Here is a 25,459-nt window from a genome sequence, read left to right as displayed (position 1 = left end):
GTTACCTCCTGCTGCCGTACGGCGAGCTGCGGTGTTGCGGGACGCGGTGGTGCGGGACGCGGGGCTTCGGGTCGGTGCGGGCGCGCAGCAGGGCGGGCGCGCGGGACGTCACCACGACCAGGCCGTCCGGGCCGTGGGAGCGGATCGCCGTGGGCAGTCCGTCGAGCGGCCAGCGGGCGCTGCTGCCGTCGGTGACGCTGTATGTGTCCAGCCAGTTCCCGCCGCCGCCGGGCCCCCGCCCCTGGCCGTACCCGTACCCGGCCCCGTCGCCGCCCGCGACGACGAACCGGTCGGCGGTCAGCTCGACGGCCCGCAGGTTGCGGCGCAGGGCCGGGACCGCGCCCGCGAGGGCGGCCGCGCCGCCGACGAACGTGCAGTTGCCGTCCGCGTCGACGATCACGGCCGTCTCGCCGTCCGCGGCGGCGGCGAGGCGCACGGGGTTCGGGCACAGCGCGACCCTGCGCGGTGCGCCGGGTGCGGCCGGGGACCAGCGGTGGACCACGCCGTCGAGGGTCGCCGCCCACAGCACCGGATCGTCCGGCGGGCCCGCCAGGGCCATCGCGACGACCCTCTGCCGGAACGCCGCCCGGCCCGCCTGCTCCAAGCCGCCGCCCACGGCACTTACGGCGCTCACGGCGCTGACGGCCAGGACCTCGACGATCGGGCCGTCGCCGAGGGCGAGGAGACCTGCCGGATGGCCCGCGGAGGGGCCGGGCAGCTCGCCCTTCCCGGTGCGCAGGACCTGGTCCGGCACCCGGTCGGCGTCCGGGGCGCAGCGCAGTACCGAGCCGTCGGCGAGGACCACGAGGGCGTCGGCCCCGGCAGCGGTCTCCAGGGCGTGCAGTCCGACAATGCGGCTGTCGGCGACCTGCCGTGAGGGCCCCGGCTCGCCGCTGCCGCCGTCCCACCACACCAGCGTGCCGTCGTCGTGCGCGGTCACGACGGAGCCGGGTCCGGGGCTCCCGGCGACGCACACGCGCGTGGCGGTGTGCCGTTCGCGCACGCCCGGCCGCGCCCAGCGCACCTCCAGCGAGCCGCAGGGCGCGGCGATGGGCCCCACGGCCTGGGCGAGGTCGGTGAGTCCGCGCCGGGTGGCGGCGAGCGCGAGGGCGAAGCGGCGCTGGTGCGGCTCGGCCTGCCGCGGCTGGGCGTTCCACACGGCGGCCCGCGCGGCCTGGTCCGGGCCGCGCAGGGCCTTGACCGTCCGGGTCATGGTGGGCCGCGGCAACGCGAGCAGGAAGCCGGGGTCGTCCAGGAGGCGGCCGACCTCGCCCACGGAATCGGCCGCGGCCGCGGCCGCCGCGAGGATGTCGAGCAGGTGGGGCGCGACGCGCTCCCAGCCGGCGAAGCCGACGGCGTCGGGGCCGATCTCGTCGAGCAGTTGCCGCAGCACGGCCCGCACGGCCCGCGGGGGCTTCCCGGGTGCGCGGACGGTGGCGCCTTGCCGCTCCAGGAAGGTCCGGCAGGCGACGAGGCAGGCCTCCAGCTCCACGACGGCCACCGGGGTCCGGGCGCGGCGCGCGGTGACGGCGGCCCAGGTCGGCAGGTCGAGGAAGAGGTCGTCGTGGAAGGAGCAGAGCGCGGTGAGGACGTCGACCGCCGCGTCCGCGACCTGCTGGGGGAGGAACTCGCCCAGCGTCCGGCGCAGCAGGCGGTCCAGCCGCTCGGCGGCGGCCTCGCAGGCCCGGTCGAGGGGGTCCACGCGGTCCACGGCCAGGACGTCCGCCGCCGCGACCGCCGCCGCGAAGCAGCCGCCGCAGCTCCGCTCCAGGGCCGTGACGGCCTCCGGCGAGCCGGGTCCGCCGGGGCCGCCGGGAGCGCCCGGAGCGCCGTAGGCGAGCCGGGTCCGCAGGTACGCGCCGACGGCGGCGGGGCCGTGATGCGCCGGTTCGTCGAGGTCGACGGTGAGCCCGACGGGGTGCCCGGGCAGCGGACGCGCCGCGCCGAGCACCACCCGGACGTCCGGCAGCGCGGCCAACGGCCCGACCAGCTCGGCCAGTACGGCGTCGGGCGCGTCCGCCTCGTCGACGTGATCGACGATGACGCCCCGGACGGTACCGCCGTTCCCCCTGCTTCCACCGCTCCCCTCGCTTCCCCTGCCGAGTTCGGCCAGCAGGTCGGCGACGTTCTCGGCGGCGGTGAGCTTCAGGTGGCGGGCGATCTCGGCGGCCAGCCGGTCGGCGGTGCGGCCGTGCGCGTCGACCGGCGCCAGGGCGAGGTCGCCGACCGGCAGGACGCCCTGCCGGGCCACCACCGGGAGCCCGGCCCGCAGGTCCGCGGTCGCGGTGGTGGCGATCCGGCCGAGGACCGCGGTCTTGCCGCTGCCGTGCGAGCCGGTCAGCCACAGCGGCGGAGCGGTTCCGGCGCCGGACAGATGGTCGAGGACGGTGCGCAGCGCGGCCTCACGGCCGGTGAAGTACCAGCCGGGGGCCTCCTGGTTGTGCACCCCACGGGAGCTCCCGCTCCACCTGGCCGGGAGCCCGTCCGGCGGTTCGGCGGGCATGAACAGCGGGTTGGGCAGGGCCCGGCAGTGCGGGTCCTCGTGGCCGGCGACGGTCCGCGCCTTCTGCGAGGTGGGTTTCAGGGCTTTCTGGACGGATTCCATGACCTTCGCCAGATCCAGGTGCGGCTGGTCGAAGGACGGGACGGCGGTGTCGCGCAGCGCGGCGGTGAACGCGTCGGAGAACACGGTCTGGCCGGCCGTCTCGGCCCGTCGGGCGGCGGCCACGACCCACAGGTCGAACTGGCCGTCGAGGGGCCGGTACCGGGCCTTCTCCAGGGTGTCCAGCAGGGCCTGCTCGCCGCCGGGTCCGGCCCCGCAGGCGTCCAGGATCAGCAGGACCTGGGCGAGGTCGGTCCGCTCCTTCAAGGCGGCGATCAGGTCGGCGGGCCGGACGGCGGCGCGCGGGTTCAGGGGGTCGTCGGGCGCGGGCGGCACGAGCACCCACTCGTTCTCCCGCTGGTCGCCGTGGCCGGTGGCGTAGACGACGAGCGTCGCCGTCCGCTCGCGCTCGCCCGGGTCCTCGTCGAGGTCCTCGGCCGTGGGCTTGCTCCAGTCGAACAGGGCGTCGCAGAGCCCCGCGTGGGAGAGCGCGCCGCCTTCGCCGCCCCCGCCGCCCCTGTCGCTCTCGTCGGCGAACAGCTCGGTCAGCCCGAGGGCGGCGAGCCTCTTGCGGACGGCCTGTACCTCCTTCGGCAACAGCTTCAGATCCAGGAAGGCCCCGCCGTACTCGGGCCGGCCCGATATGCAGAAGTACCCCGTCCGGCCCGTCCGCCCGGTCCGGCCCGTCCGCCCGGAGCCCTCAGCCAAGAGCCACCTTCACCGACTCGGACGTCCGGACGTTCTTCAGGTACACGAGGGCGTCGTGCGCGGTGCGGCGGGAGTTGGCGGCGGAAAGGTCGTGGATCTTCCCGGCGAACAGTCCGTCCAGCTGCTTCACGGTGGCGACAGCGTCCTCCTTCGCGGCGACGTTCACCCAGGTGTCGATGCCGACCGGCCAGGGGGCCTGGCAGGAGTCGAGATACGGGTGCAGCTCACGCAGGACCGGCCGCAGCCCCAGCGGTGAGCCGAGGGTGATGAGGGTCGTCGCGGAGGTCGGCGAGTTGGCGCGCAGCCAGTCGTAGGCCACGACGCTGCCCAGCGAGTGGGCGATGACGAGCCGCGGCCCGGTCTCCATCGCGGCGCTGAACTCGGCGTGCACCTTCTTCTTGAAATCCGGGTCGCGCAGATAACGGGCCACCTGCTTGACGAACCCGAGAATCGTCGCGTTCGCGCCGCCGAGAATCTTGCGTTTCTGCAGCTTGTCGATGGCCCACTGGACACTGCGCGGGGCGTAAGCGGCCTTGCCCGCCTCGTCCTGCGCCGGGTCCTCGGCGCTTTCCACGCTTTCGGCGAAGGAGATCAACAGCTCCTGTTCGAGTCCCGGCGCGAGGTCGCCGATCTCGTACTGCCAGGCGGGTCCCGCTTTTCCGTCGTTGTAGAGGTACCCGTAGAAAACGCATTCGACCGTGAGACCGTCGACGTCGCGGAATCGCACATTCCGCAATCCCTCGCGCAGTGCCGCCAGCCAGGTGTCGTGCATCTCCTCACGACTCGACCTCTCGGCGAAAATGCCATGTACGACGACAACGTCCGCCATGAAACCACCACCCCCGGTTCGTCCCGGCCTCGATTATGGCAAGAAAGGCCGCGTCGGCGCTGCCCTCGCGCACGGTCGGCCAATTCATGGGAAGGGGTCTCCTGAAGCCGTTCGAACGGCCCCGATACCCTTCACCCTCATGGGGAAATCCGCAGGTGAACAGATGGGCGTCGCCACCGCGTTGGTGCGGTCGACGTTCCTTGTGAACGCCGTCTACGCCGAGTCGAGCCGCGCCTACGGCATCACTCCGCAGCAGGGGCAGCTGCTGTGCGCGCTGATGCCGCAGCCGTACGGCATGAGCGAGCTCGGCGAGATGCTCGGACTCGCCAAGTCCAGCCTGACCGGGCTCGTGGACCGCACGGTCCAGCGCGGGCTGGTCCGCCGCGAGCCCGATCCGCGGGACGGACGGGCCGTGCGCGTCGGGCTCACCGAGGACGGCGACCGGCTCGCGCACCGGTTCTGCGACGAGACGTGCCGTCGCCTGGAGAAGCTGCCGTCGGCGCTGCACACGAACGAGCGCGACCGCCTGGCCGCGCTCCTCGCGCGCGTGGTCGTCGACAACAAGGTGCCGGAGGTCTTCACCGACCCCGAGGACTAGGCGCTCCGCTGGAGGTGCCGCGCTGTGTCGCCGTTCCGCTGCGGCGCCATCGTGGCTGGTCGCGCCCGCGCGGCGGAGCCGCAAATGTCAGCGCCCCGCGCCCCTTCAGGGCGCTGCCGCACCGCAGCCGACTTCGCCCGCCCCGTTTAGGGCGGTTCAGGTGTTGGCAGCGCTGACCACCGTGGTTCGTGCGGCAAGTTTCAATGCCAGGGTGACCGCGATCGACGTCAGTGCCATGGCCGTCATCGCCGTGGCGGGTGAGGTGAGTTGGGCCACCGCGCCCGCGACGGCCGCGCTCACGCCCTGCAGGGTCAGCATCCCGGCCGAGTGCAACCCCAGGGCGTGGCCGCTGAGTTCGGCGGGCGTGAGGGCCATCAGCCGCTCCTGCTGGACCAGGCTCGCGCCGAAGCCGACGGAGGCGAGGGCGGCGCAGACCGCGGCGAGCGGCAGTGCGGGGTGCAGGGCGAACAGGGTGTAGGGGGCGGCCAGGAGCAGCAGGAGCGGGGTGGCCAGGCGGGCGCGCAGGCCGGGCGGCAGGAGGCGGCCCACGAGCACGTCCCCGGCCAGCATGCCGAGCGCCGCGCACGCGAACAGCGTGCCCGCCGCCTCGGGCTCGTACGACACGAAGAGCGCCTCGCAGCCGACGACGAGGCCGTTGGGGAGCCACAGGCCCAGGTAGGTGAGGCGGCGGGGCCGGGAGGCCCACAGGACGGCGTTGGTGCGCCGGGTCAGCGCGGCCGAGGGCCGGCCGAGGACGCGCGGCGGGCGGACGGTCAGTCCGAGGCGGGCGACGACGGCGGCGATGGCGTAGAGCAGCGCGGCGAGCAGGAGGACGGGCCGCGGGGACAGGACGGTCACCAGGGCCCCGCCGACGGCGTATCCGGTGATCTGCATGAGCCCGCTCATCATGTTGAAGAGCGAACGCCCCGGAAGATAGCCGTCCTTGGTGAGGATCTCGTTCAGCAGGCCCCAGCGGACGCCGCCGCCGAGCGAGGCGACGAGCCCCTGGACGAGCACGACGGCGAAGACGCCCCACACCGGCAGTCCGGGCAGCGCCATGACGGCCGTCGCGGCGGCGAAGGCGAGGGAGAGGCCGGTCAGCGCCGACCTCGGCGGCAGCCGGTCCGCGCCCGAGAGGAAGACGGTCGCGCCCAGCACCTGCGCGAGCGACGGGCCGAACATGCTCACCGCCGACAGCAGCGGGGAGTCGGTGGCCCGGAAGACGAGCGTGCCGAGGGCGAGTCCGCTGACCGTCTGGGCGGCGGTGTGGGCGGCGGCGGAGAGGAAGAGGGGCGTGAATTCCGGGACGCGGAAGAGCTGACGGTAGGTGTGGCCGGTCATGCGGGGAGTCTGGGACGGGCCGGGGAGCGGTGGTTATTGTTTCGCGGTCACGCGAAACGTCGTGGGTGTCGCAGGTGCGGGGAGGGGGCGTCGTCGTGGGCTGGTGGCAGCTGAACGCGGACACGCTGGCCCGCAGCCGGTTCGTGCTGTCGCCGCTCGCCGAGACCTTCGCGAGCCTGAAGCTGCTGCACGCGCGCGTGGGCGCGCACCCCGGCGAGCAGGAGTGGCTGCACGCCCACCTGCCCGCCTACCGCGCCCGGCTCGCCGCCGACCCGGTGACCGCGCTGCTGGTGCGGGCGGGGCTGGGGCGGAGCTGGCTCGCCGACTTCCTCACGCCGACGCCACGGGACGGCGAGAGCATCGAGGAGGGCGTGGCCCGGGTGCGGGCGGCCCGTCCGGCGGACGCCCGCGCGCATCTGCGGATGTCGCTGGCCGGCCCGCTCCCCGCCGCCCTGGACCGCGACGACCTGCCCGAGCGGGCGGCCGAGCTGCTGGAGTTCGTGTGGGAGGCGGGCGTACGGCCGTACTGGGAGCGGCGGCGGCGCGTCCTGGAGGCCGATGTCGTCGCGCGGACCGCGCAGGTCAGCCAGGGCGGCTGGGCCGCCGTCCTGGACTCGCTGCGGCCGGGGACGCGCTGGCTCGGCGAGAGCCGCTTCCAGGTCAATCTGCACGAGTATCCGCCCCGCGAGATCTCCGGCGCGGAGCTGGTGTTCGTCCCGGTGACCCCGAGTACGGGCTGGGTGTCCTGGGAGGACCCGAAGCCGGGCGAGGGACCGGGCCGCTACGCGGTCGTCTACCCCTGCACGGGAGCGCTGGCCGAGCCCGACCGCGCGCACGCCGCACCGGCGACCGCGCTGGCGGCCCTGGCCGCCCTGCTGGGCCGGTCCCGGGCGACCGTCCTGGTGCTCCTGGCCACCCCGCTGAGCACCACCCAGCTGGTGGCACTGACCCACCAGCCGCTCGGTTCGATCGGCCGCCACCTGCGGGTCCTGCGCGACGCGGGCCTCGTACAGCGCCACCGCGCGGGCCGCTCGGTGCTGTACTCCCGCACACCCGCGGGCGAGGTCCTGACAGCGGCCGCCGCACCGCCGGAGCCGGAACCGGAGAATGCCCCCGAAAGGGCCGTGGTCACCTTGCGGGGCTAGCATCCGAGCTATGACTACTGATGCCGGTTCCTCTCCCCTCGATGTTCAGATCGGCGCTCTCACGGGCGGCTCCGCGCAGCTCTCGCAGTACGCGGGCCGGGCCGTGCTGGTGGTGAACGTGGCCTCCAAGTGCGGCCTGACCCCGCAGTACACCGGCCTGGAGAAGCTCCAGGCGCAGTACGCCGCCCAGGGCTTCACCGTGCTCGGCGTGCCCTGCAACCAGTTCCTCGGGCAGGAGCCCGGCACCGCCGAGGAGATCGCCGAGTTCTGCTCGGCCACCTACGGGGTGTCCTTCCCGCTGACCGAGAAGATCGAGGTCAACGGCGACGAGCGGCACCCGCTGTACGAGCGGCTCGTCGGGTTCGCGGACAGCGAGGGCCACGAGGGCGACATCCGCTGGAACTTCGAGAAGTTCCTGATCGGCCGGGACGGCTCCGTCGTCGCCCGCTTCTCCCCGCAGACCGAGCCCGAGGCCGCCGAGCTCGTCGCCGCGATCGAGGCGCAGCTCGCGGGCTGATCAGCGCCGCCTTGGACCATCGCCGCCTTTCGAGGCGGCGGAGACAGCACCGGGCCCTCTCGGCTAGGACGGCGATCTGGACGAGAGGGCCCGTGGTTGGTTCTTATGCAGTTGTCGCGGTGACCGACCCTTACGACTTGACCGATGCCACGAAGTCGCTCCACGCGTCGGCGGGGAAGACGAGCGTCGGACCGTCCAGAACCTTGGAGTCCCGGACGACCAGCGCCTGTACCGGCGACTTGACCTCGACGCACGCACCGTTGCCCGTGGAGTACGAGGACTTGGTCCACGTGTGCGCGCTGCCCTGACGAATTGCCATTTTTGCTCCGGAGTGCAGTTGTTGAGTTGCGGTTCGCGCCAACCTTGTTGCTCGATGGCGTGATCGACGCTACTCGCCAACATCGACTGACGAAGCGACTATTCACTCGACCGGATGACATATTCCATTGGAAACTTCCATCCTGGCGGCGTGAGCGTTATCATGCGGCACTTCCCGCTCATGGGACATACCCCTTGGCGATGTCGGCGATGAACTGGCGCGACTGATCCACGTTCAGCGCCTGCGCGCGCAGATGCTCGTACATCACGCTGTACTTCTGCACGTCGTTCGGTTTCTCCAGGTAGAGGTCGCTGGTGACGCCCTCGATGTAGACGACGCTGGAGTCGGCCGTGTCCGGGAACTCGAGGATCGCGTACTGGCCGTTCAGACCGGGATGCGCGCCCATGTGGAACGGGATCACCTGCACGGTGACATGCGGCAACTGGGACTGTTCGACGAGGTGTTCCAGCTGCTCCCGCATCAACTCAGGGCTGCCGACCACTCTCCGGAGCGCGGATTCGTCCATGACGCTCCACAACCTGAGCGGGTTCTCACCGGAGGAGACACGTTCCTGCCGACGCATGCGCACCTGCACGCGCTTCTCGATCTCCGTGTGCGCGGTCTCCGGCAGCGCGCCCGAGATCAGCGCCTCCGCGTACTGCCGGGTCTGCAGCAGCCCGGGCACGACCTGCGGGTCGTACACGCGCAGGCTCGCCGCGTCCGTCTCCAGACCGATGTAGACGCTGTACGGGACATCGCCGAAGGCATGCCACCAGCCCTGCTGGCGGGAGTCCTTGGCCATCTCCATCAGCGAGTCGACCATCCGCTGGTCCTCGACCTCGTACACCCCGCACAGGTCGCGGACGTCCCGCTGACTGATGCTGCGCCGGCCGTTCTCCAGCCGGCTGATCTTCGACTGCGACACCAGCAGGCGCTCGGCGACCTCTTCGGCCGTCATGCCCTTGAGCTCGCGGAGCCGACGCAGCTCCTGGCCCAGCCGGCGTCGCCTGACAGTGGGATTGACATTGGACGCCACGGGACGTGCACCTCCGGCTGCGTGCCTGTAACTGACACTTTGCGTATCTGCTGTTCAGCAGACTGCCACCAAGGTGCTTTCTACCGCTGGAAAACGGTGGATATGCGGCTGGTACACGCCAGTTCGGGTCGCTCCCCCGACATGCGTCCGCGCGGGGTGAGGGGTCGGTGACGTCCCCTCACCCCGCGCGGGCCGCGGCGGCTCCCGAACGGGTCTTGCGGTCGTACGGTGGTGCGTTGTCCCTCTGGTTGTCGCGGTCCTGTGTGCGCGGTGTCGTGGGACTGCGGCTCAGTGAGCCACGACACGCGCCATGGGACCGCGGCGCGGCTGCGCCGGAACGCCACGGGCCGGCTCCGGTGCGGGCCTGGCGACTCCCGGTCCGGCCTGCCGGCCGGGGGGTGCCGCCTGGTTGCGGCGCGGCTGTGCGGCCGCACCGTTCTGGACGTCCATCACGGCGTGCGCCACGAGGCCGCCCATCGGGTCGTGCCTGATCAGGTCCCGCAGCCGGGAGCGGGACGAGCGTCCCTCGTTCCCCGGATACAGGTGCTTGCCGAGGCCGACCGCGTGCGCCAGTGCGGCGAGCGCGGCGGTCCGCGGGTCCGGCGGTACGCCGGTGCGGATCGCGGAGTCCAGCCGGGCCCTGATCTCCCGGCTGATCTCGTTGTCCGTCGCCTGATAGCGCGTCGTCGGCAAGACTCCGCACATCTGGCCCGCCACGGCATGCACCATGCCGCACCGCTCCAGATGCGAGAGGTAGGTCTGGCGCAGCCCAAGGCGCGGCCCGCCGATCCAGTGGACGGCCCGTACCGGAGCGCCACGCCTTCGCAGCAACTCCAACGCGCAGTCCAGTGTCGGATCTCCAGTCGGCCGTGGTGCCACCACGGCGATACGATCCCCGTCAGGGGCTATCCGTCCGGCCAGCGCGAGCTCCACTAGCTGCGCTCCGGCCAGACCGAGGTCGAGCGATTGCGGCTGTGCGGTGGTACCCGTGGTCGGGTCCAACGCCAGCAGCAAAAGCTCTTCCGGAAGTGTTCTGCGGCTCCTGCCCATCCATGCCTCCCCGCGTGGATGAATGACAGGGTGACCCCTCTCACATTGGTCTGTCGAGGGTGCGTGACCTGTTTGTAGTGGAACCAGTAGGTATGTCGTTCTCGTCTACCGCAGGAGCCAAGCTCACTACACAGGACACTGGTACATGGTTCGGACACCTGCAAGGCGGTCCGGAGCGGGGCGGGTTCACGGTTCGGCAGGCGCGCGCGGTGGGCGCGCGGCACAAGGAGGAGGCATCGGTGGCGGGCGAGTCCCCCGACAGGTCGAAGCAGCGCGAGTCGTCGACAGAACCGACGTCGGGGAGCGCGGGCACGGTTCCCGAAGCACGCGGGTCTCGCGATTCCGGCGGCGCGGTCCGCGACCCGCGGATCGCGGTGGCGCGGGAGGCCGAGTCGTCCGCGTCGCGCGGCGGCGTGGACACGGCGACGCGAGTGTTCTCGGTACGGGACCTGAAGACGGAGGACGACGAGGACGGCGAGCGCGCCGAGGAGCCCACGGGGGCGGAAGCGGAAGCCGAGGACGCCGAGACCGAGGCGAGCGCTCCGGCAGCCGAGGCCGACGAGGACGACAAGGACGGGGAGGGCGCCGAGGAGCCCACAGAGGCCGCTGCGGAGCCCGAGGACGGCCCTGAGAGCGCCGAGGGCGCCTCCGGGGACGCCGGGGACGGTGACGAGCGTCTGCGGGCGGTCGTGGCCCAGTGGGTCGTCTCGGCGGACGAGAAGAGCTCCGCCGACGAGGACGACTCCGCCGACGACGAGGCCGAGGACACGGACGGCGATGCCGACACCGATGTCGACGCCGAGGCCGAGACCGACGTGGAGGAACGTTCCGAGAGCGTCGCCGAGGAAGCCGACGAGGACGATCCGGCCGACGACTCGGCCGACGACACGGCTCCCGAGGCCGAGGCCAAGCCGGTCTCCAAGCCCGCGCCGAAGTGGGCCTCCGACGCCGACGAGACCGAGGCCGAGACCGAGGCCCCGGACGACTCCCCCGTCGACCAGCCCACCGCCGTCTTCAAGGCCCCCCGGCCCAAGCCCGCCGTCGACCAGCCGACCACCATGCTGAAGCTGGGCGACGCGGCCAAGCCCAAGCCCGAGCCGACCAAGGACGAACCCAAGGCCGAACCCAAGGCCGAAGCCAAGGCCAAGGCCGAAGCCGAAGCTGCGCCCAAAACCGAGCCCAAGGCCGTCCCCAAGGCCGAACCCAAGGCCGAGGCGGCTCCCGCCGAGCGGGCCAGTCGGTTCGTCGCGCTCAAGCCGCTCGACGAGCCCCGCCCGCTGAAGCAGGACGTCACCGCGCTCGTCCCGCAGATCGGCCCCGAGCGGACCACGCAGCAGCCGCTGCCGCCGAAGCCGCCGCTGGACCTGCTGGCCGAGCTGACGAACACCCCGCCGCCCCCGCCGACCCCGATGCGCACGCTCGGCCGGCGGATCAAGATCTGGACCCCGCTGCTCATCCTGCTGCTGGTCGTGTTTGCGATCGCGCAGGCCGTCCGACCGCTGCCGGCGACCGCGCTGACGCTCACCGCGAAGGACGCGTACACCTTCGACGGCGGCAAGACGCAGCTGCCCTGGCCCGGTGAGGGGCAGGGCTGGATGGACATCGACGGCGTCGGCACGATGGGCAGCTTCGGCGAGCAGACGCCCGTGGCCATCGGTTCGGTCGCCAAGACGATGACCGCGTACATCATCCTCAAGGACCACCCGATGAAGGCCGGGGAGGAAGGTCCGGAGATCGAGGTCGACGCGACGGCGGAGAAGGAGGGCGGCTACGACGTCACCGGCGACGAGTCGACGCTCAACACCGTCAAGGCCGGCGACAAGCTCACCGAGAAGCAGGCCCTGTCGGCCGTCCTGATCCCCTCCGCCAACAACATCGCGCGGCTGCTCGCGCGCTGGGACGCGGGCTCGGAGGCGGCGTTCGTGAAGAAGATGAACGCCACCGCCAAGGAACTGGGGATGACGAACACCACGTACACCGACCCCTCGGGCCTGAAGGAGACCACCGTCTCCACGGCCGAGGACCAGGTGAAGCTGGGCCGGGCGTTCGTGCAGGTCCCGGCCCTGGTCTCGATCTCCAGCGCGGCCAGCTGGACCGACCCGTCCGGCAAGTACTGGAACAACTACAACGAGCTGCCGTACCGGATCGGCGCGATCGGCATCAAGACCGGCAGCACCACCGCGGCCGGCGGCAACCTGCTCTTCGCCTCCCGCAAGGAGGTCGACGGGCGGTCGGTGACGATCGTCGGCGCGATCCTGGGCCAGCACAAGCAGAAGATCCTGGAGACGGTCAACACGGTCAGCAAGACCGCGCTGCTCGCCGCCCAGGAAGCGCTCACCTCGGCGAAGATCGTGAAGAAGGGCGACGTCGTCGGGTATGTGGACGACAAGATGGGCCACCACACGCCGGTCGTCGTCACCAAGGACGTCCCGGTGGTCGGCTGGGCCGGGCTGACGGTGAAGCTGTCCTTCACCGCCGGTGAGGTTCCGCACACCGCGAAGGCCGGCACGCAGGTGGGCACGCTCACCGTCGGGGACGGCTCCAGCAGTGCGGTCAAGGTGCCGGTCGCCCTCCAGGCGGACCTGGTCGAGCCGGGCTTCACGGACAAGCTGACACGCATCGGCTGACCCTCGGCCCTCGCCCGCAGCCTCCGTCACCCCGTCGGGCAGCCGCCCGGCGGGGTGCGTGCTAGCGTCGCGAAACGGGACAGGTCGCCGGTCGCAAGGGCGCAGCCGTGAAGCGGACGCGAACGGGTAGCGACCGAGAGCAGAAGACGGGACACGGGGAGTGCCTTCAGGTGGCCACTGCGGAGCCGACACGCGCCGACGACACCGGTCCGGGCCCGGACGCCGGCCGGCGGGCGAGGGTGCCCGCACCCCAGTCCGGCGAGCACGACCGCGACGACCCCGACCGCGACGACCGAGACAGTCGTGACCCGGTGGTAGACGTCGAGCAGGGCCACGTCCCGGAGGCCGCCGAGGCCGCCGACGCCGCGCGTGAGCCGTCGCGGCTGCGCGCCGCCCTCGACCCTCTCCGCGAGCGGCTCCGCCGGCACCTGGTGCTGTCCATGACGGCACTGTCCGGAGTCCTGCACCTCGTCTGGTTCTTCACTTTCGCGAACAGTGGCGGCGACCTCGCCGCGCAGGACGCGTGGGCCGAGTTCGTCGGCCGGCACCCCGACTCCGCGTACAACCTCGCCTGGTACGGCGGCATGCACCCGGTGTCGTACAGCATGGTGTCGCCGTATCTGATGTCGGTGCTCGGCGTCCGGACGACGATGATGATCGCCGGGACGCTCTCGGCGGGGCTCCTCACCCTCGTCCTGCTGCGCTGCCGGCCGGTGAAGGACCCGGTGTGGCCGGCGCTGGCCGGGGTGTTCGCGCTGCTGTGCAACGCCGCGTCCGGGCGGGTCACGTACGGGCTCGGCAATCTGTTCGCGCTGGGCGCGGTCGCCATCGTCTTCTGCTGGCCGCACAGCTGGCGCTATCACCGGTACTGGAAGGCCGCCTGCGCCGCGCCGCTCGCCGCGCTCGCCACGATGGGCTCGCCGGTGGCCGGGCTCTTCGTGGGCATAGTCGCCGTCGCGCTGTTCCTGCAGAAGCGGCGGCCCGGCGCGTGGGCGCTGGGGCTGGCCCCGACGGCCGTCGTCGCCGTCTCGGCCTGGCTGTTCCCGTTCTCCGGCACCCAGCCGATGGCCTTCGGCTCGGCGTCGCTGCCGCTGATGTCGGCGGTGGTCGTCTACTACGTGGCCCCGCGCGACTGGAAGACCGTGCGGATCACCGCGGCCGTGTACGGGCTCGGGGTGCTGCTGGTGTGGCTGATCAGCTCGCAGATCGGCTCCAACATCACCCGGCTGGCGATGCTGTACACGGGTGTGGTGCTGATGGCCGCGCTGCCGTTCGCCGTGCCGCGCAGCCGCAAGTGGTACACGATCGTCCTCGCGTTCGCCGGGTTCGTGGGCTGGATCGGCTTCAAGTCGGTCGACGACGTCGTGCGGACGACCCCGGCGGCCTCCTGGGCGCGTGAGCTGGCGCCGCTGGTCAACGAGCTGCAGGGGGTCGGCGCGGAGAAGGGGCGGGTGGAGGTCGTGCCGGCCCGCTCGCACCGGGAGGCGTCCGCGCTCGCGCCGTACGTCAACCTCGCCCGCGGCTGGAACCGCCAGGCCGACATGGAGCGCAACCCGCTCTTCTACGACGACACCCTCAACTCCGCGAACTACCACGACTGGCTGCAGCGGTGGGCCGTGCACTTCGTCGTCGTCCCGAAGGAGGCGCTGGACGGGGACGGCGGCGAGCGGGAGCGGCAGCTGGTGCAGCGGGGGCTGCCGTATCTGGAGCAGATCTGGGGCGACGCCAACTGGCAGCTGTTCCGGGTCACCGACCCGGCCCCGCTCGCGGAGCCGAACGCGGTCGTGCAGCGGGCCGAGCAGGGCGAGATGACGATCACCGTGCGCAAGGCGGGGCGGATCCTGATCCGGATCCCGTACTCGCCGTGGCTGAGCGTCGTCGACGCACAGGGCAAGAGCCTGAAGCCGCCGCAGGAGACGGACGCGTCCAAGGACCGGGCGGAGGGGGAGCCGAAGACGTACGACAACGTCAACGGCTGCCTGTTCGAGACGGAGGAGGACGCGGAGGGCGACCAGTGGACGATGCTGGTCGCTCCGCAGGCGGGGGTCTACCGGCTGGCCGCGCCCTATCAGCTGCCGCGGGGCACTCCGTGCCCGGACGAGCTGAAGTGAGCGTGGCTTGACGTCGGCGTCTCTGGGGGCTGCCGCCCCCGGGCCCCCGCTTCGGCCCTGAACGGGCCTCGTCCTCAATCTCCCCCAGAGGGGGTACCCCCAGACAGGCTGGTAGTGCGCAGGTTCGCCACATAGGCGTCCGTGCCCGGCACCGTCGGAATGAACGGTGCGAGCAGTTCCACCCTGCCCAGGCCCGACTCCGTGACCGTCTCCGCCAGCCCGGTGAAGTGCGGGTCCCAGCAGTCCCTCGGGTCGGATTCCAGGAACCAGAGCAGGGTCAGGCGGGTGTCGACGCCCTCGACCTGCTTGACGTAGGTCATCCGGTCGCCGGGGAGCGGGGTGGGGCGGAAGACGGTGACCATGGCCGTCGGGGAGCCGGCCAGCCGCTTGGGGAGGTGGCGGGCGCGCAGCCACTCCAGGAGTTCGGCGCGCTGCTCGGGGCTCTCGGCGTCGATCACCTCGACGACCAGGCCGGCGTAGGGGTGGTCCAGGGCGTGGAAGTCCCGCGGTCCGGCCGCGCCGTCCCGGTAGACGGTCGCCTCGTGATCCTGGAAGGCCGTGAAGACGTGGGTGCGGTCCTGGTAGACCCGCGCATCCCGGTTGAGGCGCTTGTTGATGCCGACGGTCCAGCGCATGTGGTCGTCGTAGCGGCCGTCGGTGATCCAGTAGGTGGAGACGTAGCAGCCCGCGGTGACGGGCTGGGCGATCGCCGACTTCTCCGGCTGGCGCAGCAGCTGGAGATCGCGGGTCGCCACCCACCGCCGGCCCGCGAACATCCAGGGCATCGCCATCGCGCCGGCGTAGTAGTGGTCGTCCTCGTACCAGCGGTTGTAGGCGTACTCGTGGCCGGGATGCGGTTCGACCATGGTGATCAGGGCGTGTCCTGGGCTGACCCCGTAGGGGCCTACGGCGGCCAGTTCGGCGTATGTCTCGCTGCGGGTCTCGTCGCTCACGGGTCGTCCCCTTCCGTCCTCTTCCGTCCTCCTGCACCGGCCCCTACTCTGACGCCCCGTCAGATAAGACGCCAGAGCCGGGAGGTCATCGATGTCACTGCTCGCGGGCAAGACGGTCGTCGTGTCGGGGGTCGGGGCCGGGCTCGGCCACAGAATCGCGGCCGCGGTCGTGCGGGACGGCGGGAACGCCGTGCTGGGGGCGCGCACCGAGGCGCATCTCGCCAAGAGCGCGGCCGAGATCGACCCGGCGGGGGCGCGCACGGCGTACCGGGCCACCGACATCACCGACGAGGGGCAGTGCGAGGCGCTGGCCGCGCTGGCGCTGGAGCGGTTCGGGGGGATCGACGCGCTGGTCCAGGTCGCCGCCTGGGACTCCTACTTCGGCGGGCTCGCGGACGCCGACTTCACGACCTGGCAGTCGGTGATCGACGTCAACCTGCTGGGCAGTCTGCGGATGACCCGGGCATGTCTGGCGGGGCTGCGGGCGGGCGGGGGCGGGGCGGTCGTGTTCATCGGGACGCAGTCGGCGGTGGCCGCGCCCTCGCAGGTGCGGCAGGCGGCGTACGCGGCGTCGAAGGGGGCGCTGACCAGCGCGATGTACTCGCTGGCGCGGGAGCTGGGGCCGGACCGGATCCGGGTCAACACGGTGCTGCCGGGGTGGATGTGGGGGCCGCCGGTGCAGGCGTTCGTCCAGTTCACCGCGCACACGGAGGGGGTGCCGGAGGAGGAGGTGCTGGGGCGGCTCACCGGGCGGATGGCACTGCCCGAGCTGGCCACGGACGGGGATGTGGCGGACGCGGCGGTGTTCCTGGCGTCGGACCGGGCGCGGGCGATCACCGGACAGTCGTTGCTGGTCAACGCCGGGGAGCTGATGCGATGAGTTCACGTACCTGAACACGAACCACCATATCGAATTCCTTTACCTCCCTTTGACCCGACGGTTACTTGTCGTGTCCACGCGGTAGCGCCCACGATGAGCGCCGGGCTGAACCCTGGGAGGGCGCACATGAACGGTCTCGACTGGGCCGTGCTCATCGGCTATTTCGGCGTCATGGTCGCCATCGGCGTCTGGTCGCACAAACGTGTCGACAACGTCAGCGACTTCTTCACCGCCGGCGGCAAGATGCCCTGGTGGCTGTCCGGCATCTCACACCACATGTCGGGCTACAGCGCGGTCATGTTCACCGGCTACGCGGGCATCGCCTACACCTATGGCGTCACCTCGTTCGTCACCTGGTCCTTCCCCATCGCCCTCGGCATCGCCATCGGCTCGAGGCTGTTCGCGCCACGCATCAACCGCCTGCGGTCCCGACTCCATGTGGCTTCCCCGCTGGAGTACCTGAAGAACCGCTACGACCTCAAGACCCAGCAGGCGCTCGCCTGGTCCGGGATGCTGCTGAAGATCGTGGACGTCGGCGCCAAGTGGGCGGCGATCGCCACCCTGTTGTCCGTCTTCACCGGCATCTCCCTCAACCAGGGCATCCTCATCACCGGCGCGATCACGGCCGTCTACTGCACGATCGGCGGCCTGTGGGCGGACGCGCTGACCGAACTCGGCCAGTTCGTCATCCAGTTGCTGGCCGGTGTCGCGATGTTCGTCGCCGTCGTCATGAAGCTCAACGACAAGGGCATCGGGTTCTTCGGCGCCTGGGACGAACCGGCGCTGCAGGGCCACGGCGAGCCGCTGGTCGGCCCGTACGGCACGGTGTTCCTGCTCGCGTTCCTCTTCATCAAGCTCTTCGAGTACAACGGCGGCATGCTCAACCAGGCCCAGCGGTACATGGCCACCGCCACCCCGAAGGAGGCCGAGCGGTCGGCCCGGCTGTCCGCGGCGCTGTGGCTGATCTGGCCGGTCGTCCTCTTCTTCCCCATGTGGATGTCCCCGCTGCTGGTCACCGCGCAGAAGCCGGACGGCTCCGACTCGTACGGCCTGATGACCGAACAGCTGCTGCCGCACGGACTGTTGGGCCTGGTCATCGTCGGGTTCTTCTCGCACACCATGGCCATGTGCTCCTCCGACGCCAACGCCATCGCGGCCGTCTTCACCCGGGACTGCGCACCCGTGCTCTCGGCCAAGGCGCGAGCGTGGGACGCGCGTTCGGGACTGATCGCGGCCCGGATCACGACCGTCGTCTTCCTCGGCCTGTCCATGGCGGCGGCCACGCAGGTCAACTCCCCCGCCTTCAAGGACATCATCACGGTCGTCATCAAGTGGGTGGCCGGCCTGATGGGCCCGATGGCGATCCCGATGATGCTCGGTCTGCTGCGCCCGTTCCGCCGCTCGGGGCCGACGGCCGCGCTGGTCAGCTGGTCGATGGGCCTGTTCGCCTTCTGGCTGGTCAACTACCCGATCAACTGGAACATCGACGGCGGGGTCCCGCTCCAGTACCAGGTCTCGATCCCGCTGGCCGTCTCCCTGGTCCTCTACATCCTCGTCGGCTTCCTGAAGCCGGAGGACACCCCGGAGCGCCTCGCGATCATCGAGACGATCAACACGGACGACGACTCGTCGGGCGCGGCGGCACGGATCCCCGAACAGCGGGACGCCGTACCGGTCAAGGACTGAGCGTCCGGCACTAGCTTCCCCGGGGATACCTGGCCAGCCAGCCCGGGGAGGCGGACGCCGGGTTGTGCAGGGCCGGGCCCTGGGTCATCTCCATGGCGAAGTCGTCCGCCAGCTCCAGGATCGTGGGACGGCCCTCCAGTTCGGCCAGCCAGGCCGGCGGGAGGGCCGTTTCGCCGTGGAGGGCGCCGAGGAGGCCGCCGGCCAGGGCGGCCGTCGGGGCGGAGGGGGCGCCGTGGTTCACGGCGAGGCGCAGGCCGTGCCGGACGTCCTCCGCCACCAGGGCGCAGTAGACGGCGGCGGACAGGACCGTCTCCGCGGTGCCGGGGCCCGCCAGCTCCTCCACTCTCGCGGGGCCCGGCAGCCCCTGGCGCACCGCGCCCAGCGCGCGCTGGAGGGCCTCCGACACCGGCTCGTGGCCCGGCCGGGCGGCCAGATGGGCGAGGGCCCGTTGCACCGCGCCGTCCAGGCTCTCGCCGCAGGCCAGCGCGTGCACGACGACCGCGTACGCGCCCGCGGAGAAGTACGCCGTGGGGTGGCCGTGGGTCTGCGCCGCGCACTCCACCGCCAACTGCGCGACGAGCTGCGGCTCCCAGCCGACGAGCAGCCCGAACGGCACCGAGCGCGGGACGACCTCCGGCCCGGCCGCACCGGGGCTCTTGGGGGCGTCCAGGGTGCCCATGCGGTCGTCGCCCAGGCCCAGGAGCAGGGTCCGGGTGGGATCGCGGCGGGCGTACAGCCACTCCTCGTGAGCGAGCCAGCCGTCGTCCTTGCGGCGCAGGTCGGGTCCCCAGTCGCGCTGGGTCGACGCCCAGCGCAGATACGCCCGGTGCAGATCCGTCGGCGGATGCCAGGCGCCGGTGTCCCGGCGGACCTGGGCGCGGATCAGGCCGTCCACGGTGAAGAGGGTGAGCTGGGTGAGGTGGCTGATCGCGCCGCGCCGGCCGTAGGCGGGGGCCAGGTCCACGACGCCCTCGGGGCCGTGCGCCTGCCGGATCTCCTCGATGCCGAGCCCGTCGACGGGCGCTCCGAGCGCGTCCCCGACGGCCGCGCCCAGCAGCGTGCCGCGCACCCGGCTGCGGAAGTCCTGCTGTTCGGTACGGCCCCAGACGGGCCCGGCAGTCGCACCCACCAAGTCCTCCCGGGCACCGTCCGTACGTACGACGTTCGTCACTGTAATCGAACACCACTCTGGCACCGCCCGGTACCTGGGCCGTGGTGTGGAGGGGTGGAGGAGACCTCGTGACGCAAAGCCGGCTGCGCCTAAGGGGCGCGGGGCGCTGACATATGCGGCTCCGCCGCGCGGGCGCGACCAGCCACGACGGCGCCGCAGCGAACGACGGCGCATCTCTGCACTTCCAGCGGAGCGCCTCGCGGAGCGCCTCGCGGAGCGCCTACTCGACGACCCTGACCTTCGTGCCCGTCTCGCCGAAGGCCCACAGGGCGGTGCCGTCCGCCTTGGCCATGCGGATGCCGCCGGTCTGCGCGCCGGCGGCGGCCGGGGGCGGGGAGGAGCCGTCGACGGCGTTGGAGAACGCGATGTTGACGCCGGACACGGCGGAGAAGTAGACGACGTGCTCGATGGCCACGCCGTCGGAGCCCGTGATGGCGTCCTTGCGGAGCGACACCGTGTAGCTGCCGACGACCGGGTCGACCGTGCCGGGCCAGACCGTGAAGGTGCGGCGGGCCGTGTCGTCGGCGTCGACCAGCCAGAGCCGGTGCTGTCCCAGGGAGTAGACGATCCGGCGGCCGGCGCCCGAGCTGTCGGGCACCCGGGCCGCCTCGGGGGTCGCCGACGCCTTCGGCGTGGCCGAGGGCTTCGCGTCGGCCGACGCCGAGGCTTTCGGGCGGCCGGCCGCGGACGCCGTGGGGTGCGGGCCCTGCTCGGCCTGTGCCGTCAGCGCGACGACCACGGCGATCGCGCCGGCCGTCAGGCCGGTGACCCAGGCCCAGGAGGGAAGCCGTCGGGCAGGCACGGGCACGCATCTCCTCAGCTACGGGACCCCTCGGCCGGGAGGGGTCCGATCATCGTACTGTGAGGCCGCTGTCCCCCGGTTCCCCCGGGCTCTCGCGGGCTCTCCCGGTTCCTCAGTCCAGTACCGGGAGCAGGTCCGGCAGGTGGCCGTCCGAGGCCGTCGCCGCGCGCTGCCGTTCCTCCGGCACTTCGCCGTACAGCGTGGTCCGGGGCTTCGCCGGACGGCCGGCCGCCTCCGCGACGGCGATCAGGTCCTTGACGGACTTGTAGGAGCCGTAGGAGGAGCCCGCCATCCGCGAGATCGTCTCCTCCATCAGCGTGCCGCCGACGTCGTTCGCCCCCGAGCGGAGCATCTCCGCCGCACCCTCCGCGCCCAGTTTCACCCAGCTTGTCTGGATGTTGGGGATGTGCGGGTGGAGCAGGAGACGGGCCATCGCCGTGACGGCGCGGTTGTCGCGCATCGTCGGGCCGGGCCGGGAGATGCCCGCCAGGTACACCGGCGCGTTCGTGTGGATGAAGGGGAGCGTGACGAACTCGGTGAAGCCGCCGGTCCGCTGCTGGATGCGGGCCAGGGTGCGCAGGTGGCCCAGCCAGTGTCTCGGCTGGTCGACATGGCCGTACATCATCGTCGACGAGGACCGGATGCCGACCTCGTGGGCCGTCGTGACGACCTCGATCCAGGTCGCCGTCGGCAGCTTGCCCTTGGTCAGGATCCAGCGGACCTCGTCGTCGAGGATCTCGGCCGCGGTGCCGGGGATGGAGTCGAGCCCGGCCTCCTTCGCCGCCGTCAGCCACTCGCGGATCGACAGGCCGGTGCGGGTCGCGCCGTTGACGACCTCCATCGGCGAGAAGGCGTGCACATGCATGCCGGGGACGCGGGCCTTCACGGCGCGGGCGATGTCGAAGTAGGCCGTGCCGGGCAGGTCGGGGTGGATGCCGCCCTGCATGCAGACCTCCACCGCGCCCAGTTCCCAGGCCTGCTGGGCGCGGTCGGCGACCTGGTCGAGGGAGAGCGTGTAGGCGTCGGCGTCGGTGCGGCGCTGCGCGAAGGCGCAGAACCGGCAGCCCGTGTAGCAGACGTTGGTGAAGTTGATGTTCCGCGTGACGATGTAGGTGACGTCGTCGCCGACCGCGGCGCGGCGGACGTCGTCGGCGATGCGGGTGAGGGCGTCGAGGGCCGGGCCGTCGGCGTGCAGGAGGGCGAGGGCCTCGGCGTCGGTGAGCTTCGTCGGATCGTCGGCGGCGGTCGCCAGTGCCTGGCGGACGTCGGTGTCGATGCGCTCGGGCGCCATGCCGGGGGCGGCGGCCTCGCGCAGCGCGCCCCAGTCGCCGTAGACCTCGTCGAAGTCGTCGCGGCGGTCGGAGGTGCGGCCGTCGGTGTCGATGGTGCGGTGCAGCTCGGTGCGGCCGGACGCGACGAAGACCTCCTCCGGCTCCTGCCAGGGACGGCCCTCGACGACGGCGTCCGGCAGGGCGAGGCCGGTCTCCGGGTCGGCCAGCGCGCGGACGTGCGGCAGCAGCCGCGGGTCCAGCCAGGGCTCGCCGCGCCGGACGAACTCCGGGTAGGCGCAGAGCCGTTCGCGCAGTTCGAAGCCGACGGCCCGGGAGCGTTCGGCGAGTTCCTCGATCTGCGGCCAGGGACGCTCGGGGTTGACGTGGTCGATGGTGAGCGGGGAGACCCCGCCCCAGTCGTCGATGCCGGCGCCGATCAGGCGCTCGTACTCGCTGTCCACCAGGTTGGGCGGGGCCTGGAGGTTGGCGGACGGGCCCATGATGTGGCGGGCGACGGCCACCGTGGCGACGAGCTCGTCGAGTTCCGCGTCCGGCATGCCGCGCATCGCGGTGTCCGGCTTGGCGCGGAAGTTCTGGATGATCAGCTCCTGGACGCCGTGGTAGGCGCGGGAGATCTTGCGCAGCGCGAAGAGGGAGTCCGCCCGCTCCTCGAACGTCTCGCCGATGCCGATGAGGATGCCGGAGGTGAAGGGGACGGAGGAGCGGCCGGCGTCCTCCAGGACGCGCAGCCGGACGGCGGGCTCCTTGTCCGGGGAGCCGTGGTGGGGGCCGCCGGGCTCCGACCACAGGCGGGTGGCGGTGGTCTCCAGCATCATGCCCATGCTGGGCGCGACGGGCTTCAGCCGCTGGAAGTCGGTCCAGCTCATCACCCCCGGGTTGAGGTGCGGGAGCAGTCCCGTCTCCTCCAGGATGCGGATGGAGATGGCGCGGACGTAGGCGATGGTGTCGTCGTACCCGTGCGCGTCGAGCCACTCGCGGGCCTCCGGCCAGCGGCCCTCGGGCTTGTCGCCGAGGGTGATGAGGGCTTCCTTGCAGCCGAGGGCGGCGCCGCGCCGGGCGATGTCGAGCACCTCGTCGGGCGACATGAACATCCCGTGGCCCGCGCGGCGCAGCTTGCCGGGGACGGTGACGAACGTGCAGTAGTGGCACTTGTCCCGGCACAGCCGGGTGAGGGGGATGAAGACGCTCTTCGAGTAGGTGATGACCCCGGGCCGGCCGGCCGCCGCCAGTCCGGCGTCCCGCACCCGGGCGGCGGACGCGGCGAGGTCCCGCAGGTCCTCGCCGCGCGCCTGCAGCAGGACGGCCGCCTCGCCGACGTCGAGGGCGACGCCGTCCCGGGCGCGTTTGAGGGCGCGACGCATGGAGTTCTCGGTCGGAGCGGTGGCGCCCGGGCGCTCGGTGGGGCCGGTGGGGCCGGTTCCGGAGGTCGCGGAGGTCGTCATCCTTTGAGCATACGTTCGGGCTGATCAGGGCCGATGGGGACGTCCGATTCGTCCCTCCCCGTCGGCGTTACACGGTGTCACTGGAATCGGGCGAGGTCGTCGAGTACCCGCAGCACCTCGGCCTCCCCGGCCGGCGGCAGCTGCACGACCGTCTCCTCGATGCCCAGTTCGGCGTAGTGGGCGAGCTTGCCGGGGGACGGCTGGACGGCGTACGGCACGACCTGGAGCGCATCCGGCTCCCGCCCGGCGTCGGCCCATGCGGCGCGCAGCACCGGCAGCGACTCGGACAGCCCACGGCCGCCGATCGGCAGCCAGCCGTCGGCGTACTCGCAGATGTGCGCGAACAGCTTCGGGCCCGCGGCGCCGCCGACGAGGGTGCGGGGGCCGGTGACCGGGCCCCGCGGCTTCTGCGCGGGCTTGGGGTGGGCGCTGCTGGCCCGCACGCTCCCGTACGCGCCGTCGTACGCCGTCGGCTCCTCCGCCCACAGGGCCTGCATCAGCCGCATCCGGTCCCGGACCAACTCCCGGCGGGTACGCCACTTGACGCCGTGGTCGGCGGCTTCCTCCACGTTCCACCCGTAGCCGACGCCGAGGGTGAGCCGGCCGCCGGAGAGGTGGTCCACGGTCGCGATCTGTTTGGCCAGGTCGATCGGGTCGTGCTGGGCGACGAGCGTGATGCCGGTGCCGAGGCCCAGTGTCTCCGTCACCGCCGCGGCCTGGCCGAGCGCGACGAAGGGGTCGAGGGTGCGGCCGTACTCGCGGGGCAGGTCGCCGCCGGCGGGGTAGGGGGTGGTGCGCTCGACGGGGATGTGCGTGTGCTCGGGCAGGTAGAGCCCGGCGAACCCGCGCTGCTCCAGCTCACGGGCGAGGCGGATGGGGGTGATCGTCTCGTCGGTGAGGAAGATCGTGACGGCGATGCGCATGGGGGGCATGGGGGGCCTTTCGCTGCGGGCGGCGGGTGAGCGGGTCGGCGGGTCGGAAGGTCCGGGAGGGGTGACGTTGTCATCTGTACCGGGAGACGGGGCGAGTGTCCATACCGACTGGTCGGCATTGCTGGCGTGAGCCTGCGTACAAGCCTGCTCTAATCCGATGTTCCTGGAGTGAGAGTGAGCAGGTCGATGACGAGCTCGTACCGCTCCCGGTCCGCCGGGCGATGCCCGAGAGCCCTGCGCGCCGAAGCGAGTGCGCTTGCCGTGGGCTGAGCGCCGCGGTCGAGCAGCAGCCGCACGACCTCCAGATGCCCGGACCAGGCCGCGACGCCCAGGGGTGTCGTGCCGTTCCGCATACGCCGGTCGTCGACGTCCGCGCCCCGGTCCAAGAGCAGCGCCACGGTCTCCCGATGCCCGCAGCCGGCGGCCACGACCACCGGCACGAGCCCGCTCCGGTTGCGTTCGCCGACCGGGACCCCGACGTCGAGCAGCACGTCGACGACCTCCGTACACCCGAACATCGCTGCCAGGCACATCAGGTTGAGCTCGTGGTACGGCCCCGCCGGCCCGTCCAAGGCGGCCCCGGCCGCGACCAGCACCCGGACCACTTCGGCATGCCCCGCCTGCACGGCGAGGTCCACCGCGGTCCGATGCTCCCGGTTCGTGGCGTTCGGATCGGCGCCCGCACCGAGCAGCCGGACGACGAGACCGGCGTCGCCTTCCCAGGCAGCCTGCGTCAACTGTTCAGCAAGGTCCACGCGTTGATCATCCCGAAATAGTGGCCCGACCGGAACGACCGGCGGCGGCGTACCGGCGAATCCCCGACGAGACCCCCGCCCCGACGGCGACCACGCAGACCGCCAGCCCCCCGAAGACGACCGGGTTCACCCAGCCCGGCACGATCTCGGTGCCCGCGCCCTCCTCCGTCACGCACTGCACGCTGACCGGCAACGTCATCCGCGTCACGATGTACTCGCCGGCCACGCCCCGGGCCGCGCACAGCTGATCCGGGTCCAGGATGTAGAAGCCGGACATCACGCCCCACGCGTACGCCCCGAGCGCGGCGGCCCCGGCCATGACCGCCACCAACCCACAGGACCGCCCACTCGGCACCCGCCACCCTTCCCCCGACTCCCGCCGCCACGCCCGCACGGCAAGCGCGAGGGCGGCGCCGACGACGACGAACGGCGTCAGGAACGGCGCGAGCGTCAGAACGAGGAAGAGTAAGGTCGCCACGCCTGACGAGACATCGTCGGGGGACGAGTGGTTCTGACGGAGCGGTGATCAGTCCACCACTTGGGGATCACGGAAGTAGTAGACGACCGTCACTCCTATGCCGGGGGTGTGCGTGTACACGACCGTGATCGCCTCGGCCGAGTCACGGGCGAGGGGCGTCGTGTACGTGTACTCCACCGAAGGGG

General features: G+C 72.1%; 21 protein-coding genes. 7 read left to right on the top strand and 14 right to left on the bottom strand.

Annotated features, from left to right (window positions below):
* Window position 1: 1 nt before the first annotated feature.
* On the bottom strand, window positions 2-3,310 hold the full coding sequence (locus ACWCPF_RS07815) for a hypothetical protein (protein WP_451044076.1): 3,309 nt from the start codon (window positions 3,308-3,310) through the stop codon (window positions 2-4).
* Window positions 3,303-4,082: a hypothetical protein gene (locus tag ACWCPF_RS07810; protein ID WP_451044075.1), complete on the bottom strand. Its 780-nt coding sequence runs from the start codon at window positions 4,080-4,082 to the stop codon at window positions 3,303-3,305. The genes ACWCPF_RS07815 and ACWCPF_RS07810 overlap by 8 nt, the downstream gene beginning before the upstream one ends.
* 196 nt (window positions 4,083-4,278) lie before the next feature.
* Here ACWCPF_RS07810 and ACWCPF_RS07805 point away from each other — a divergent pair, with 196 nt between their 5' ends.
* Window positions 4,279-4,737 carry a MarR family winged helix-turn-helix transcriptional regulator gene (locus ACWCPF_RS07805; RefSeq protein ID WP_451044074.1) on the top strand — a complete coding sequence of 153 codons (459 nt, stop codon included), beginning with the start codon at window positions 4,279-4,281 and terminating at the stop codon, window positions 4,735-4,737.
* A gap of 156 nt (window positions 4,738-4,893) precedes the next feature.
* Here ACWCPF_RS07805 and ACWCPF_RS07800 read toward each other — a convergent pair whose 3' ends face one another.
* Window positions 4,894-6,078: an MFS transporter gene (locus ACWCPF_RS07800; RefSeq protein ID WP_451044073.1), complete on the bottom strand. Its 1,185-nt coding sequence runs from the start codon at window positions 6,076-6,078 to the stop codon at window positions 4,894-4,896.
* 95 nt (window positions 6,079-6,173) lie between these two features.
* Here ACWCPF_RS07800 and ACWCPF_RS07795 point away from each other — a divergent pair, with 95 nt between their 5' ends.
* Both ACWCPF_RS07795 and ACWCPF_RS07790 read left to right on the top strand, forming a co-directional pair.
* On the top strand, window positions 6,174-7,223 hold the full coding sequence (locus ACWCPF_RS07795; RefSeq protein ID WP_451044232.1) for an ArsR family transcriptional regulator: 1,050 nt from the start codon (window positions 6,174-6,176) through the stop codon (window positions 7,221-7,223).
* Between the two features lie 10 nt (window positions 7,224-7,233).
* Window positions 7,234-7,740, top strand: coding sequence for a glutathione peroxidase (locus ACWCPF_RS07790; protein ID WP_451044072.1), 507 nt, complete (start codon window positions 7,234-7,236; stop codon window positions 7,738-7,740).
* Window positions 7,741-7,870: 130 nt separating this feature from the next.
* On the opposite strand, the gene ACWCPF_RS07785 is transcribed toward ACWCPF_RS07790, so the two are convergent.
* The 3 genes from ACWCPF_RS07785 to ACWCPF_RS07775 all read right to left on the bottom strand — a co-directional run bounded on the left by ACWCPF_RS07785 (window position 7,871) and on the right by ACWCPF_RS07775 (window position 10,145).
* Window positions 7,871-8,059 (bottom strand): DUF397 domain-containing protein, encoded by a 189-nt coding sequence (locus ACWCPF_RS07785; RefSeq protein ID WP_351904908.1) that lies wholly within the window; start codon window positions 8,057-8,059, stop codon window positions 7,871-7,873.
* Between the two features lie 178 nt (window positions 8,060-8,237).
* Window positions 8,238-9,095, bottom strand: a complete 858-nt coding sequence (locus tag ACWCPF_RS07780) for a helix-turn-helix domain-containing protein (RefSeq protein ID WP_451044071.1) — start codon at window positions 9,093-9,095, stop codon at window positions 8,238-8,240.
* Between the two features lie 288 nt (window positions 9,096-9,383).
* Window positions 9,384-10,145 (bottom strand): GOLPH3/VPS74 family protein, encoded by a 762-nt coding sequence (locus ACWCPF_RS07775; protein ID WP_451044070.1) that lies wholly within the window; start codon window positions 10,143-10,145, stop codon window positions 9,384-9,386.
* 239 nt (window positions 10,146-10,384) lie between these two features.
* On the opposite strand from ACWCPF_RS07775, the gene ACWCPF_RS07770 reads away from it, so the two are divergent.
* Both ACWCPF_RS07770 and ACWCPF_RS07765 read left to right on the top strand, forming a co-directional pair.
* Window positions 10,385-12,772, top strand: a complete 2,388-nt coding sequence (locus ACWCPF_RS07770) for a D-alanyl-D-alanine carboxypeptidase (RefSeq protein WP_451044069.1) — start codon at window positions 10,385-10,387, stop codon at window positions 12,770-12,772.
* 170 nt (window positions 12,773-12,942) lie between these two features.
* Window positions 12,943-14,883, top strand: coding sequence for an MFS transporter (locus ACWCPF_RS07765; protein WP_451044068.1), 1,941 nt, complete (start codon window positions 12,943-12,945; stop codon window positions 14,881-14,883).
* 74 nt (window positions 14,884-14,957) lie between these two features.
* On the opposite strand, the gene ACWCPF_RS07760 is transcribed toward ACWCPF_RS07765, so the two are convergent.
* Window positions 14,958-15,836, bottom strand: a complete 879-nt coding sequence (locus ACWCPF_RS07760) for a hypothetical protein (RefSeq protein WP_451044067.1) — start codon at window positions 15,834-15,836, stop codon at window positions 14,958-14,960.
* Window positions 15,837-15,927: 91 nt separating this feature from the next.
* Here ACWCPF_RS07760 and ACWCPF_RS07755 point away from each other — a divergent pair, with 91 nt between their 5' ends.
* Window positions 15,928-16,716: an SDR family oxidoreductase gene (locus ACWCPF_RS07755; RefSeq protein WP_451044066.1), complete on the top strand. Its 789-nt coding sequence runs from the start codon at window positions 15,928-15,930 to the stop codon at window positions 16,714-16,716.
* A 126-nt stretch (window positions 16,717-16,842) separates the two neighbouring features.
* Window positions 16,843-18,402 (top strand): sodium:solute symporter family protein, encoded by a 1,560-nt coding sequence (locus tag ACWCPF_RS07750; RefSeq protein WP_451044065.1) that lies wholly within the window; start codon window positions 16,843-16,845, stop codon window positions 18,400-18,402.
* A gap of 10 nt (window positions 18,403-18,412) precedes the next feature.
* On the opposite strand, the gene ACWCPF_RS07745 is transcribed toward ACWCPF_RS07750, so the two are convergent.
* The 7 genes from ACWCPF_RS07745 to ACWCPF_RS07715 form a co-directional block, all read right to left on the bottom strand.
* Window positions 18,413-19,531, bottom strand: a complete 1,119-nt coding sequence (locus ACWCPF_RS07745) for an ADP-ribosylglycohydrolase family protein (RefSeq protein ID WP_451044064.1) — start codon at window positions 19,529-19,531, stop codon at window positions 18,413-18,415.
* A gap of 262 nt (window positions 19,532-19,793) precedes the next feature.
* A complete protein-coding gene (locus ACWCPF_RS07740; protein WP_451044063.1) occupies window positions 19,794-20,381 on the bottom strand; it encodes a hypothetical protein in 588 nt (195 codons plus the stop codon).
* A 106-nt stretch (window positions 20,382-20,487) separates the two neighbouring features.
* Window positions 20,488-23,109: a bifunctional FO biosynthesis protein CofGH gene (locus ACWCPF_RS07735; protein ID WP_451044062.1), complete on the bottom strand. Its 2,622-nt coding sequence runs from the start codon at window positions 23,107-23,109 to the stop codon at window positions 20,488-20,490.
* 77 nt (window positions 23,110-23,186) lie between these two features.
* Window positions 23,187-24,032: an LLM class F420-dependent oxidoreductase gene (locus ACWCPF_RS07730; protein WP_451044061.1), complete on the bottom strand. Its 846-nt coding sequence runs from the start codon at window positions 24,030-24,032 to the stop codon at window positions 23,187-23,189.
* Between the two features lie 158 nt (window positions 24,033-24,190).
* Window positions 24,191-24,796, bottom strand: a complete 606-nt coding sequence (locus ACWCPF_RS07725) for an ankyrin repeat domain-containing protein (protein ID WP_451044060.1) — start codon at window positions 24,794-24,796, stop codon at window positions 24,191-24,193.
* Window positions 24,797-24,803: 7 nt separating this feature from the next.
* A complete protein-coding gene (locus tag ACWCPF_RS07720; RefSeq protein ID WP_451044059.1) occupies window positions 24,804-25,274 on the bottom strand; it encodes a hypothetical protein in 471 nt (156 codons plus the stop codon).
* Window positions 25,275-25,322: 48 nt separating this feature from the next.
* Window positions 25,323-25,451 carry a hypothetical protein gene (locus ACWCPF_RS07715; protein ID WP_451044058.1) on the bottom strand — a complete coding sequence of 43 codons (129 nt, stop codon included), beginning with the start codon at window positions 25,449-25,451 and terminating at the stop codon, window positions 25,323-25,325.
* Window positions 25,452-25,459: the final 8 nt, after the last annotated feature.

The organism is Streptomyces sp. NPDC001858 (genome assembly GCF_053594615.1).
Note: the sequence above shows the minus strand (reverse complement) of the source record. Positions and strands in the feature narration are given on the sequence as shown.

Bases quoted from the DNA above. Each gene is read 5' to 3' on its own strand.
- ACWCPF_RS07810 (WP_451044075.1), bottom strand. From the start codon at position 4,082: ATGCACGACACCTGGCTGGCGGCACTGCGCGAGGGATTGCGGAATGTG.
- ACWCPF_RS07805 (WP_451044074.1), top strand. From the start codon at position 4,279: ATGGGGAAATCCGCAGGTGAACAGATGGGCGTCGCCACCGCGTTGGTG.
- ACWCPF_RS07800 (WP_451044073.1), bottom strand. From the start codon at position 6,078: ATGACCGGCCACACCTACCGTCAGCTCTTCCGCGTCCCGGAATTCACG.
- ACWCPF_RS07790 (WP_451044072.1), top strand. From the start codon at position 7,234: ATGACTACTGATGCCGGTTCCTCTCCCCTCGATGTTCAGATCGGCGCT.
- ACWCPF_RS07785 (WP_351904908.1), bottom strand. From the start codon at position 8,059: ATGGCAATTCGTCAGGGCAGCGCGCACACGTGGACCAAGTCCTCGTAC.
- ACWCPF_RS07775 (WP_451044070.1), bottom strand. From the start codon at position 10,145: ATGGGCAGGAGCCGCAGAACACTTCCGGAAGAGCTTTTGCTGCTGGCG.
- ACWCPF_RS07755 (WP_451044066.1), top strand. From the start codon at position 15,928: ATGTCACTGCTCGCGGGCAAGACGGTCGTCGTGTCGGGGGTCGGGGCC.
- ACWCPF_RS07750 (WP_451044065.1), top strand. From the start codon at position 16,843: ATGAACGGTCTCGACTGGGCCGTGCTCATCGGCTATTTCGGCGTCATG.
- ACWCPF_RS07735 (WP_451044062.1), bottom strand. From the start codon at position 23,109: ATGACGACCTCCGCGACCTCCGGAACCGGCCCCACCGGCCCCACCGAG.
- ACWCPF_RS07730 (WP_451044061.1), bottom strand. From the start codon at position 24,032: ATGCGCATCGCCGTCACGATCTTCCTCACCGACGAGACGATCACCCCC.